At 63.8% G+C, this 12,871-nt stretch carries 11 protein-coding genes; 4 read left to right on the forward strand and 7 right to left on the reverse strand.

Translation table 11 applies throughout. The features are described 5' to 3' along the window. Positions 1 to 15: 15 nt before the first annotated feature. Complete coding sequence (pilM, locus tag KF712_12130; protein ID MBX3741734.1) at positions 16 to 1,866, reverse strand: type IV pilus assembly protein PilM; 1,851 nt, start codon at positions 1,864 to 1,866, stop codon at positions 16 to 18. 73 nt (positions 1,867 to 1,939) lie between these two features. Then, positions 1,940 to 2,569, reverse strand: a complete 630-nt coding sequence (locus tag KF712_12135; protein MBX3741735.1) for a hypothetical protein — start codon at positions 2,567 to 2,569, stop codon at positions 1,940 to 1,942. Positions 2,570 to 2,723: 154 nt separating this feature from the next. On the opposite strand from KF712_12135, the gene KF712_12140 reads away from it, so the two are divergent. Beyond that, positions 2,724 to 3,428, forward strand: a complete 705-nt coding sequence (locus tag KF712_12140; protein MBX3741736.1) for a type I 3-dehydroquinate dehydratase — start codon at positions 2,724 to 2,726, stop codon at positions 3,426 to 3,428. A 56-nt stretch (positions 3,429 to 3,484) separates the two neighbouring features. Here the strand turns inward: KF712_12140 and KF712_12145 are convergent, their stop codons facing one another. Continuing rightward, positions 3,485 to 5,488, reverse strand: coding sequence for an ATP-dependent DNA helicase (locus tag KF712_12145; GenBank protein ID MBX3741737.1), 2,004 nt, complete (start codon positions 5,486 to 5,488; stop codon positions 3,485 to 3,487). Between the two features lie 209 nt (positions 5,489 to 5,697). Between KF712_12145 and KF712_12150 the strand changes: the two genes are divergently transcribed. The 3 genes from KF712_12150 to KF712_12160 all read left to right on the forward strand — a co-directional run bounded on the left by KF712_12150 (position 5,698) and on the right by KF712_12160 (position 7,416). Then, positions 5,698 to 6,426: a hypothetical protein gene (locus KF712_12150; GenBank protein MBX3741738.1), complete on the forward strand. Its 729-nt coding sequence runs from the start codon at positions 5,698 to 5,700 to the stop codon at positions 6,424 to 6,426. Between the two features lie 11 nt (positions 6,427 to 6,437). Continuing rightward, positions 6,438 to 6,869, forward strand: a complete 432-nt coding sequence (locus KF712_12155; protein ID MBX3741739.1) for a GNAT family N-acetyltransferase — start codon at positions 6,438 to 6,440, stop codon at positions 6,867 to 6,869. Between the two features lie 112 nt (positions 6,870 to 6,981). Beyond that, positions 6,982 to 7,416, forward strand: a complete 435-nt coding sequence (locus KF712_12160; GenBank protein MBX3741740.1) for a hypothetical protein — start codon at positions 6,982 to 6,984, stop codon at positions 7,414 to 7,416. Positions 7,417 to 7,688: 272 nt separating this feature from the next. Here KF712_12160 and KF712_12165 read toward each other — a convergent pair whose 3' ends face one another. The 4 genes from KF712_12165 to recJ all read right to left on the reverse strand — a co-directional run bounded on the left by KF712_12165 (position 7,689) and on the right by recJ (position 12,864). Then, a complete protein-coding gene (locus tag KF712_12165) occupies positions 7,689 to 8,111 on the reverse strand; it encodes an RNA-binding protein (protein MBX3741741.1) in 423 nt (140 codons plus the stop codon). 193 nt (positions 8,112 to 8,304) lie between these two features. Further along, positions 8,305 to 9,252 (reverse strand): hypothetical protein, encoded by a 948-nt coding sequence (locus KF712_12170; GenBank protein MBX3741742.1) that lies wholly within the window; start codon positions 9,250 to 9,252, stop codon positions 8,305 to 8,307. Between the two features lie 431 nt (positions 9,253 to 9,683). Beyond that, positions 9,684 to 11,081, reverse strand: a complete 1,398-nt coding sequence (locus KF712_12175; GenBank protein MBX3741743.1) for a Gfo/Idh/MocA family oxidoreductase — start codon at positions 11,079 to 11,081, stop codon at positions 9,684 to 9,686. 85 nt (positions 11,082 to 11,166) lie between these two features. After that, the gene (gene recJ / locus KF712_12180; GenBank protein MBX3741744.1) at positions 11,167 to 12,864 is read right to left on the reverse strand and encodes a single-stranded-DNA-specific exonuclease RecJ; all 1,698 of its coding nucleotides are present in this window, start codon (positions 12,862 to 12,864) and stop codon (positions 11,167 to 11,169) included. Positions 12,865 to 12,871 lie beyond the last annotated feature (7 nt).

The following is a 12,871-nucleotide window of genomic DNA, read 5'->3' on the forward strand; positions in this document are numbered from 1 at the left end:
GTTCCGATGGGGTTTTTATCTGATGGCGACAGGCTCGGCGAGAGGCAGTGTGACCTCGAAGGGGAAGCCCAGCTCGCCGCTGCCGGCGTTGCCGACGGAAACTTTCAGGATCTGCTCATCCTTGAGGGTGACCGGCTTGCCGTCCTTGCCCGGCAGATCGAAATTGAAGGACTGGGTGTTCTCCCGGATCTTCTTGAGGATCTCGGAAACCACGTTCTGCCCGGCCGGATTGTCCCGCCAGAATCCGCGGATGCGGATGGCGTTCGCGTCCGTGAGGGATACTGGCTGGGCACTTGCACCCCTGCCACCGGTCGGAGCGTCCGATGTAAGGACCAGAAGATTTGTCTGGCCGTAGGCGGAACTGAAGAAGTCGGGCTTGATCAGGGATTTCGGCTGGCCGGCTTTCGGATCAACCTTCGTGTCAGCCAGCGGATTGTATCCGTTGAGCGGCTCCAGATCGGTGATCCAGACCGCGTCGCTGGCGAAGGAACCACGCACTTCGGAAAGCAGGTCATACCAATAGGCATGGTCGTCTTCCGCCTTGGTGTAGCCGGAGGCCACCTTGCGGATGCCTTCCTCTTCCCGCAGCAGGCCGCGGATGTTGTCAGCGATGGGGTTGAGCTGCTCGTTGGTTTCGGTCAGCGGCTGGAGTTTCTCCTTCTCCGCCTTCTGCCAGGCGAGATACTGCAGACCGGCCCATCCACCAGCACCCAAGAGGACCAGGGCGGCGGCACCGATGAGGAACGGCTTGCGGCGGTCCGCAGCGCGCGCCTGCTCGACGACGGCGGGCACCAGGTCGATGTTGATCCTGGATTTGCCCAGGCCACGCAGGCCGAGGCCGATGAGTTCACCAAGCAGGTGCCCATCGCGCTGGAGCACGGCGGGATCCATGCCCTTGCCCGCGGTCACGATGCCCAGCGGGTTGAAGAACTCCACCGGCAGGTTGAGCTTCTCCTGGAAGAACTCCAGCGTGTAGGGCAGGTTGGCGCCGCCTCCGGCCAGGATCACGCGCGTCGGCGCGCTGCCACCCTGCTGGCTTCGGTAGTAGTTGGTCGTGCGGGCGATTTCCGCCGGCAGACGGGTGAGGGCGTTGCGGACCACACCGGCCAGCGCGGCCACGCTTTCCTCCAGTTGCTCCGTATGGCCGCCTCCAAGCGCCACCATGCCGTGCTGCACCTTGGTGCCTTCCGCCTCCATGAAGGAAACGCCGTACTCCTTCGACACAGCGGCGGTCACCGCCGCTCCGCCGATGGCGATGCTGCGGGTGAAGAAGCGCTTGCCTTCGATGTAAAGCAGGTTGCTGGTCCGCGCACCGATGTCGATGAGCAGGACCGTTTCAGCAGGCTCGCCATAGGCGGCGCGGAACGCATTGTAGAGCGCCATCGGCGCGACATCCACCTCGACGGTGCTGAGACCGGAATCCGTTACGGCGGCATTGATCTCATCCAGCGCGTCACCCTTGATGGCGACGATGACGACCTCCTTCTCACCCGGGTTCTCGATCAGCTCGTAGTCCCACACCACCTCGTTGATGGGGAAAGGAACATGCTGCTGGGCTTCGAAGGTGACGAGCTGTTCGATGTTGTCCTCCTGCAGCGGGGGCAGCTTCACGAAGCGGGTGAAGACGGACTGGCCGGAGATCGCGTAGCGGACCTTCGACTTTCCGACCTTCAGCTTCTGGGCGAGGCTGGCGACGGCAATGCGGGTCTGGGAGACCCGGGCGGCCTCCATCGCGGGATCCGCGACGATGGCTTCGGATTCATAAGCCTTGAGGACAAGTCCTCCGCCTTTCGCGGCTTCGAACACGGCCATGCCGATTCGTTGGGAACCAATATTGAGAGCGACGGTTGCTGGAGTGTCAGCCATGATGCGTTTTTTGTGAAAATCGGAAAACAAGGAGCGGCGTACCGGAGATTCCGGCACGCCAGTGCAGGGAGGATCAGCGGCGCACCGGAGCCTCTTCCGCGTAGCGGTCCCACCACATCACGCTGAAGGGCGTTTCTTTCTTGCTCAGGAGGGGCACGGTGTCGGTCCGGGAGATCTTGTCCGAAGCGGCGTTCCACCAGCCGACCTGGCCCTTGTTGGTCTCAGCGGCGAGCTTCTCACCGTTGACCAGAACTTCGAAACCAACGAACTCCACGGAACTCTTGCCGGCCCTGTCGCTGCCGGTGAGGCGCTTGATCGAAGCTGGAGACAGGTACATGGAGGCATAGACGTCCTCATCCAGCGCGATGTTCACGTACTCGATGTCCTTGCTGAGCAGCAGGAAGGTCCCACTCTTCTCGGGGTTTTTCACAGCGATGTACCACTTCACCGTCATCCGCTCCAGCGTCTGGGATTTCGGCGCGGGAGCCATCTGGAACTTGAGCTTGGTCTCAACCTCCAGCCAGTCCTTTTGCTTGAAGGACTTGCCCTTCGCGCCTCCGAAATCGGTCGGGGAAGGAAGATCTTCGAAGCTCGGTTTGTCTGCGGTGACTTTCACGGCCTGGGCAACTGCGGAAGCGGAAAATGCCAGGGATGCGGTGACGACGGCGGCTGATAGGGCGATTTTTTGAAAGAAAGGAATCATGAGAATCGGGTTTCCAAGATAACTAGGTGCTGGGTGTCCGGGTTGGCCAGAGAAAAGGTCGGATCAGAATGAAAATTATTTCGTGTAATTACAAATGAAGTCCCCTTTTGCCGCAAGCGATTGACGGAATGCGCCGGGTGGTTCTCCATGGGGCATGCCCCGCCCGCAACCCGCCCTCAACCGACCGAATATCGTTGGCAGTTTCGGCCGTGCCGGGACGATCCCGGCCACGTCCGCAGCGGCGGCAGCGGAGGCCGCCGACCTGCTGGAGATCCGGCTGGATCTGATGGTGGCGGAGGGCACCACTCCGGAGCGCGGGATCTGGTCCCACCTGCTGGATATGCCATTGCTTTTCACGGCCCGGAGGAAAGAGGAAGGAAGCCCCATCGAGTTGAGTCATGCGAACCGGGAGAAACTCATCCGCCTCGCCATCGAGGATGCGGCCCTGATCGACATCGAGGTCGCCAGCATCAGCGAGATGTCCGCGGTCATCGAGGAGATGGCCCACCTCGGACTGCCATGGGTGGCATCCTATCATGACTTCGGAAAACTCCCTTCCACCGCCGCCCTGGAAACCGCGGCCGCACTGGCCGGGGACGCCGGCGCCGCCGTGTTCAAGGCAGCCGCGCGGGTGAATTCCGCGGCGGACGTCGCACGTCTGGCGGAGTTCCAGGCAGCGGACCACGGCCTGCCGGTGGCCACCATGGGCATGGGCCCGCTCGCCCCCGTGTCCAGGCTACTATGCGCGCAGTACGGCAGCGTGCTGAACTACGGCTACATCGGCGAAACGCCCACCGCCCCGGGCCAATGGAGCGCGGCTTTCCTGAAGGACGCGGTGTCACGGCTGACGACGCTTTGATCTCCCGCCGGGTGGATGGGAGATGGGGATGAAGAAAGGATCATCTCTCCCCGTCCTCACCCGATGATCTCCACCGGAGCATCCGGCAGTGCCTTGAGAAAGAGATTTCCATATCTCTTCGTCAGGATCCGGTTGTCCAGGATGCATACCAACCCGCTGTCCCTGGCGGTGCGGATCAGACGCCCCACACCCTGCCTCATCTTGAGGATCGCCTCCGGCACGGAGTAGTCCATGAACGGGTTCCCTCCCGCCGCCTCGATGGCCTCCAGGCGGGAGGCCGTGAGCGGGTGGTCCGGCACTGCGAAGGGCAGCCGCGTGACCACCACGTTCGACAGCGCCTCACCCGGAACATCCACGCCCGTCCAGAAGCTGTCCGTGCCAAAAAGGACACTGTGCACGTCATTCCGGAACTCCTCGATCATGCGGTGGCGCGGCAGGCCGTCCCCCTGCATGAGCACCCGCCAGCCCTTCCGCTTGAAAAAGCCCTCCAGCCGCTGCGCCGCGTCCCGCATCATGCGGTAGCTGGTGAACAGGACGAAGGCGCGGCCCTCGCTCTCGCTCACCGCCTGCCGGATGCCCTCCGCCAGCAGCTCGTCGTAACGCGGCGCGTTCGGCTCCGGCACGGACTTGTAGATCCTCACTTTCATCTGCCGCTGGTAGTCGAAGGGACTGCCGATGCTCAGCGCGCGGCAGCTTTCCGCCCCCACCCGGCCGCGGAAATAGCCCAGCGCCGGATCCCCCACGCCCAGCGTGGCGCTCGTCAGCACCAGGCTTTTCGGCCCTGAGAAAAGCAACGGCCGCAGGCGGTCCGCCACGTTCACCGGTGCGGCGTGCAGGCTGTAGTGGGTCTCCTCCCGGCCACCTTTTTCCACCCAATAGACGCTGTCTTCCGAAGACTGGTCCAGGAAGACGCCCACGGCACCGTGCGCCTCACGCAGCTTCCGCGCGGCGTCCTGGAGTTCCGACTTCGTCGCCTCCGACTCCACATCCGCGGCGATGGCGTCCAGCTCCAGCCACAGGTTCCGCAGCGGCTCCGCCAGCGTGTTCGGCACCATCTCCGGCTGGCGCACGCGGTGTTCCTTCGCGTAGCTCCCGAATGCGGCGGCATCCCCCACCCGGTTGAAGAAACGGTCCGCCGCCACCAGCGTCTCCTCCACCGCCATCATGGCGGAGGCTTTCCGGAAGGACTTCAGCAGCCCCTTCCGCGTCCGCGGATGGTAGAGCCGCTGGAGATCGAACTTCAGGCCGGACTGCGAAAGGCGCAGGCCGAGCTGGACGGCCGCCACCTGCTCGATGGTGTGCGCCTCGTCCAGCACCGCGAAATCATTCGGGAAAAGAAAGCCGGGGGCCTTCGCCGACTCCCCGTCACCGCCCATTTCGTCGGTGTTCATCAGGGCGAAAAAGAGCGTGTGGTTCACCACCACCAGCTTCGCGTCCGCAGCCGCCTTCCGCGCCTCCTGGAAAAAACAATCCCCCCTCGGCCCGCAGTAGCGCGCCGTGCAGAGGTGCGCCTCGCTGCACACCTGCAGCCACACCTTCATCGACGGCTGGAAATCCAGGTCGCTCAACGTGCCGTCGCGCGTGGCCTCCGCCCAGCGGCGGATGGCCTCCAGTTCCTCGCTCTCCGTGGAGGTGAAAAGATCCCCCGCCTGCTCCCGCGCCCGCTTCAGCCGCAGCGGGCACAGATAGTTCTGCCGCCCCTTCAGCAACACCGCGGGCAGTTCCTCCCCCAGCACCTTGCGGACGATGGGGATGTCCTTCCGCACAAGCTGTTCCTGCAGGTTGATCGTGTGGGTGGAAATCACCCCCTTCCGCCCCGTCTCCAGGGCGAAGCGCGCGGCGGGCACCAGATAGGCCAGGGATTTCCCCACCCCGGTCCCCGCCTCCGCCACCAGCGGGGACGCCCTGACCAGCGCCTCCGCCACGGCCACCGCCAGCTCCTGCTGCTGCGGCCGGTATTCGAAGTCCCGGGACTTCGACAGAATCCCCTTCGGTGAAAACGCATGACGCACCGCCTCCCCCAATCCGGGCAGTGGTTGTCCTTCGGTGATGGCGATCATGCGGACCCCATGGCACTCCGCGATCCCCCCTCCTGCCAAGCTCAACTTCAGAGTACGACGACCGGTCTCCCGCCACGGGTGACTATTTCCTGTCCTCCGGGGCGGGGAGCGTCCATACTCACTGCAAAGCTTTCCACCTCATCATACCATCCCATCCATCCCTCGTTCGATCCTGGAGGCTTCCGCTGCTCCTCGCGGGCGCGCTGGCCATGCTACCCGCCGGGGCGGTGGAACTGCCCATGGAGCTGGGCACCCTCACCACCCGCGACCACAAGGTGTATGAGAACGCGAAGGTCGTCGGCGCGGATGCCGTCGGACTCAAGATCACCCATGATGCGGGCACCGCCCGCGTTCCGTTCAACCGGCTGCCGCGGGAGCTGGCCGACAAGTTCCAGGTGAAACCCGGAGCCGCCGCCGAGCAACTGCGCAAGGAAAAGGAAGACGCCGCCGCCCATGACCGGGAGGTCGCGCGGGGCATGGTGGAGGCCAACCGCGAGGCCGCCGACAAAGCCATTGAAAAAGCCCTTTCCGATCCCGCCATACTGGACGCCGCACTCCCGGAGGAAATGCGCCACACCGCCTTCGAGGCCATGCTGGAACCCCGGGACGCGGACGCAGGCAGGCGCATCACCTATCTGGAGAATTTCATCGAACGTACCTATCGGCAGATCGACGCGGCGAAAAAGGAGATCCATCGCCAGTCCGAGCGCGCGACGAAGGCGTTCGAGCAAGGCAAGGTCGAGGAACAGGACGATGTGAAATCCCGCGTCAACGTCAACCGCCGCCCATCCCGGATCTATGCCGGCCTCAGGCACGGCAACCGGATCAACCAGTGGATCAGCAGGGAACAGGAGAAGATCGCGGAAGCCCAGGAACGCATCGCCAAGGCGGCCGCGGAGATCCGGTCGCTGAGGAAATCCGCCGTTTCCCCTGACTGAGGTGTCCTGCCATGTCCGCCATCATCCGCCCGTTCGCAGCCGCAGACACCGGTGACATGTCCGCCCTGATGGCGGATCTCGGCTACCCTTCCACCCCGGAGCAGGTCGCGGAACGCATGCGCTCCATGTCTGCGGACTACTACCATACGCTCGTCGCGGAGGTGGATGGCCGGGTCGTCGGCTTCATCGGTGTCATCGTCCTGCCGGTCTATGAATACTCCATCCCCGTCGGCTGGATCCTCGCCCTGTCCGTCGCGGAGGGCCACCGGCGGAAAGGCATCGGCAAGGCGCTCATCGCCGCCGCGGAGGACGGCCTCCGGTCCCGCGGCATCGAGGACGTCCGCCTCCACAGTGGTCTCCAGCGTGATGACGCCCACGAATTCTACACCCGGCTGGGGTATGACAAGACGGGCTACCGCTTCAAGAAGCGGCTGCTTCCATAACCCCTCACCCGACTCTGGTCCCTCCATGCCGCGACTCTTCATTCTGTTGGTCATTCCTCTGTTGATCACAGCATGCGGCTTCCATGAACCAGTGCGGCCGTCATCCCAGGGCATGACGTCCTACCGGGACCAGTTGGCGGATGCCATCCGCGGCGCGGATACCGTAAGGATCATCGAGCAATCGCATCCCATGGACTTCCTTGGTCCGGAAAGAAAGGCAGCTTTCAGAAAGCCACGCCGCATTTATCGCCAGGCAGACCTCCCACCCGCTGCCGCTTCATTTTTGGAAAGCTCCATCCGCTCGTTGGACGCGCGAACTGAAGATAACCGCACCCGCTGCGCCTTCCTTGATCATCACATCATCCAATTCCGCAACAAAGGAAACACCACCAGCACCCTGCGCATCTGCTTCCAGTGCGGGGACATCACCTGGGATGGCAGCGACCGCCTCCCGCCCAAGCAACTCCTCGGCACGCTCCGTCGCTTCCTCATTTCCCAAGGCTTCCAGCCGGAACGGGATTGGGCGAAGCTGGCGGAAGCGCCGTAAGACGGCAGTCGATGGCGTCAGCCTGTATGGATGATTCATCATCCTCCAATCCCGGACTTCCAAGAAAACGTCCGCGGGTTGCGGAACCGGAACATGATGATGGCTCTCCCCCACCGGACGCCATGGAATGGCATCCCTGCCCGCGCTCTCCTGTCTATTCCGCGTCCTCCCCTCCGCCTCAGTTCTTCTCCGCTCACCAGCGAGAACAAAAAGCCGGTGTCCCGCGAGGAGACACCGGTCCATGAAATCAAGGTGTTGACCTTGCGGAAGGCTTACCAGCCTCCGCCGTAGCCGCCACGGCTGCCGCCGCCACCGCCACGGTTGCCACCGCCGCCTTTGTAGCCACCGCCGCCACCGCCGCCGCCTTTGTAGCCACCGCCGCGGTTTCCACCACCACCGTAACCGCCGCCACCACCGTAACCGCCGCCACCACTACGTGGTGCGGATTGACGGGGTTCCGATGGGTTCACGCGCAGGGCGCGGCCTTGGAAATCGCTGTCATGCAGTGCTTTCACCGCTTCGTCCACACGGGACTGGTCCGCGAGGGTCACGAAGGCGAATCCCTTGGAGGATCCGGTGTCGCGGTCGGTGATGATTTTCACCGATTGCACATCACCAAAAGGAGCGAAGATTTCGTAAATATCAGCTTCTTTGGCGGAATAGGGCAGGTTGCCCACATAAATATCCATATCTATATTTCTTTCGTTTAACGCATTCCTATGACTTGGCGGGGACTTTGCGTTACAGAACCGGTCAAGCTAGACCGGACGGACTTGCCGCTGACGATCAAGCCTCACGCTTATGACCGGAGGATGGGATAAGCAACATGATTCGGAATTTATTTCGCCCGCACGGTAATCCACAACGGTGAAGAATCAGCGGAACCGCTCACTTCCCTCCCTCCCGCGTCGCCAGATATTTCGACAGGTAGTCCCTCCGCTCCGACTTCGAGATCTGGAGGATCCATTCCCGTGCGGCATCGTAGTCGCCGAGGTCCACGGAAACGGCGAAGCCGCCCATCGCCGCGGCGTCCCTGTGTTCCCAGGCCAATGAACCGGCATTCGCCGCATACCAGTCCGCCGCAGCGGCACCATCGATTTTCGCCCATGAGCTGAAGGTATTGCTCAGGTCCATCAGCGGCTGCGGGCCTGCCCGCGCGGCGGCCAGCGCCGCCTCCGGATCCCTCTTCACCCACGCTGACATGAGTGAGCGCCGGTAGGTCTGCAACGCATTCCGGCCATCACCCAGGTCAGGGATGCGCTGCATCGCATCCACCCTCGCGGCGATGTTCATCAGGTTCCCGTTCTTGAGAACCGCCACCATCACTTCCGGGGTCAGCAGGCCCTTTCCGTAGAGATCCGCCACCGCTTCCATCCGCGTGCGCTGCCCCGCCACATCCCCGGTGGCGGCGTCATGCACATGGAGCTGCAGCAGCGGGGAAAGCGTGGTGGCCAGTCCGTTCTTCGTGAAGCCGGCCGCTTCCAGTCTGACGAAGAAGTCTTTGAAACCCGGCGAGGTCAGATATGCCGCCAGTTCCTCCGGCCGGTGACGCTGGCACAGCCCGCGCATCCCTGCGGACATCTCCTGCGGCGACAACGCCAGCAGCTTTTCATAGAGCGCCTGATCCGCCAGCTTGGCATGATGGAAGAACACTTCCAGTTGATGGCTGCGCACCTGCCCCGGCTCACTCTCGATCAATGCCCACGCCTCCTCCGCATGACCAGCCGCACACAGCGCCGCGATCACCTCCCGGGATGCCGCCGCACGCGACCGGATGTCTTCGATGCCCCGGGCCACCACCAATCGCTCCCTCGCTTCGGCGGGGGTGATTCCCACCTTCGGCGGAGCGGGCCTTTCCCGGCGGCTCCGGGTTGATCCCCCAGCCCTGTCACCCGATGCCTGCGACCGCCCCACCTCCCGATGAGATCCCGATTCATCCGGCATCAGAAAGATGCCTCCGCCCCCCAACATCGCCACGACCAACACGCACGCCCCGATCCCTATTCTCCCTTTTGTCATCTGCCACCACCAACGCCTGCGGGAGGGAAAATCCCCCGGGAAAGTTCATGGATCGATCAGTTGGATGTCTGTTGGAGACCCCGGGGCCATTTGGAAAAACCGTACAAGGCCACCAGGGGATCGGAATCACGGGATGATGGGACACCCTCGCCGCCGGACGGCTTGGAAAATCGTCCCTGCCCAAAACGACATCGGCGGGACGCCGATGCCACGGCCTGCTGCGGGACGCAGCAGCCACGCTCGCCTCATCACACGATCTCCCAGCCCTTGCGGATGCTTTCGCGGATGAACTTGTCCGCTTCCGGCATCCCTTTGGCTTTCATCTCCGCCGCGTCCCAGTGGATGGTCTTCTGCATGCGCAGGGAGAGCACGCCCAGCAGCAGGATCTCCGTGAGATGCGCGCCGAAGCCGAACGGGCTGTAGGCTTCCTCGGTGCCCTTGCAGGCGTCGATCCAGTTCCGGTAGTGGCCGCCGGGCAGCCGCTTGATGCGGGCCGCGGGCTTCGGATGGGTGGCGCCTTTTTCCGACAGGATGAGATTCGGCGGGCCGCCATTGCCAGCAGCCCAGATGATGCCCTTCTCACCGATGTAGACACAGCCCCTGCCCGGCAACTTCACGCCTTCCATCAGCGGGTGGGTCACCGGCATGAGGCCGCCATCATACCAGGTGAGCTTCACCGGCGGCCGGTCTCCCTTCGCATCGAACTCGAAATTCACGATTGAGCCATACGGCCCGATATCGGCATTCATGCCGCCCGCGCCGGAGCCTTCGATCCTGGAAGGAAGCTGGAGATCCAGCGCGCGCACCGCGCTGTTCAGGTCATGGCAGCCGATGTCACCGATACCCACGGTGCCGAAGGCCCAGAAATCACGCCAGGCCACCGGGAAATACGCGGGATCGAACGGACGCTCCTCGCACGGCCCCAGCCACAGGTCCCAGTTCAGCCCGGCGGGCACCGGAGCACCTCCCTGCGGCGCGCCTTTCAGACCCGGGTTCCACCTGCCGGTGCCTGCCCACGCATGGACTTCACGGATCGCGCCGATGGCTCCGTCCTGGATCAGCTCGATGGTCTCGCGGGTGCCGTCGGATGAGTGGCCCTGGCTGCCGAGCTGGGTGGCGACACCGGTCTCCTGCGCTACCTTTGCCACGTGGCGGGCCTCCCAGATGTTATGGGTGAGTGGCTTCTGGCAGTAGACGTGCTTGCCCGCGCGCATGGCGTAGGCGGAGACATAGGCATGCAGGTGGTCCGGCGTGGCCACCAGCACCGCGTCGATGTCCTTTTCCTTCTCCAGCATCTCGCGGAAGTCCACGTAGTCCGCGCAACGGAACGCCGGATCCGCCTTCTGGTAGTGGGCCTCGATCTCTTTCTTCACCGGCAGCCGACCGCCCATGCCCTTGTAGTAAAAGGCATCCAGGCTGAAGGAATCCGCGGGGTCCGCGATGGCGATGATGCGCACGTCATCCAGCTTCAGGAGCTGGCGCATGTCCGAACGGCCCTGGCCGCCGGTGCCGATGATGGCCACGTTCACCTTGTCATCCGGCCCCAGCTTGCGCGGTGCGCCGGACGCATGGCGCGGCAGGAAGGTGAAGGCGGCGGAAGCGGCGGCGGTCGCCTTGATGAAGTTTCTCCTGTCGGTCATGCTCATGGCCCATCAATACACCATCTGTCACCACGGCGTTTGCCTCTTTTCGACCGATTCGCACCGCTTATCAGTCAGACCGCGGGGAATCTCAAACCGGTACGGCCCCACGGACATCCTGGACGATCAACTGGAGCGTCGTCCTGCCGCGGAACGTATTGCGGTCGATGGTGAATGCCACATCCCACGGTGGGTCCGGCAGCGCCTTTTCCCCACCGCCGAAGAACACGGCATCCTGCTCATGGTAGCCCTGGCGGAGCATGAAGCGCAGGTGCTGGTTTTTCATCCGCACCGGCGGACGGCTGAGGGAGATGCCCCGTGAAATGAACACCGGCTGCGGGTTCCCGTTGCCGAAGGGCTGGAGCAGGTCATAGCTGTCCATGAACTCCAGGCAGAGCTGGCCGAAGCTGATCTCCGCATCATAGTAGAGCGTCGGCTTCAGTTGATCCTCGTTCGTGTTCCGCCGCACGTATTCGGCGAAGCGGTCGCGGAAGGAAGGAAGCCGCGCTTCCTCGATGGAAAGGCCAGCCGCCATCGCGTGGCCACCGCCTGCCAGCAGGTCGTCACCACAGGCACGGATCGCCTCCACCAGGGACACGCCCTCGATGCTGCGGCCGGAGCCTTTCCCAATGCCGTCACCGTCGATGGCGATGACGAAGGTCGGCTTGTGATACTGCCGCATCAGCCGCGACGCGACGATGCCGACCACCCCCGGATGCCACTCCCGCGAGCCGATCACGATGACCGGGTCCCGGTTCGGAACGAAGTCTCTCTGAAGATGCTCCAGCGCCTGCCTGCGAATGAGGTTTTCATGCTCCTGCCGGGCGCGGTTGTAGTCATCCAGCTTCAGCGCCAGGTCCATGGCCAGCCGCCGGCAGTCGGTGATGAGGGTTTCCAGCGCGTCCTCCGGCACATCCATCCGCCCGGCGGCATTCAGCCGGGGGCCGATGCGGAAGCCGACGTCCATGGAGGTGGCGTGGCCGTTCATGCCCGTCACCTCCTGCAACGCGCGCAGGCCGGGATTGAGCGTTCCGGGCAGGTGGCGCAGGCCGTGGCGCACCAGCAGCCGGTTTTCCCCCACCATCGGCACGATGTCCGCGATGGTGGCGACCGCCACCAGATCCAGCAGTTCCTTGAGATCGAGTGAAACCTGCCGCGTCTTCAGCAGGGCATGGCCCACCTTGAACGCGACACCGGCGGCACAGAGGTAGGTGAAATCATCGCCGCGCTTCGGGTTCACCACCGCCACCGCCGCTGGCAGTTCCTCGGCGGGTTCATGATGGTCCACGATGACCACATCCACACCTTTTTCATTCAGCTCCGCGACTTCCGCGACGGAGACGGTCCCGCAGTCCACCGCGATGAGCAGGTCCGGTTTCGGCCCCTCCCGCATGCAGCGCTCCAGCGCCGCCCGGTTCAGCCCGTAGCCCTCCGATCCCCGCCGCGGGATGAAATGACGCGGCTCCAGCCCGTAGCTGCGGAGGATGCGCCGCATGATGGCGATGGAGGTCACCCCATCCACGTCATAGTCGCCGAAGATGCACACCTGCTCCCCCCGGTCCACCGCCAGCAGGATGCGCTCCACGGCGGCACGCATGCCGGGAATGAGGAAAGGATCCGCCAGATCCGCCAGACGGGGGCGGAGGAAACTTTCCAGCCGGTCTCCGACGGGCAATCCGCGCTGGAGGATGAGGTGCTCCAGGATCGCGGGAAATTCAGCGGAGGAACCGCTTCCGATGGTGTGAAACGGTTCTCCGCGGGCAATCCATCGGAAAGGTTCAGCTCGCATCAACGTC

It is taken from the genome of Akkermansiaceae bacterium (genome assembly GCA_019634595.1).
Lineage (GTDB): Bacteria > Verrucomicrobiota > Verrucomicrobiia > Verrucomicrobiales > Akkermansiaceae > Luteolibacter.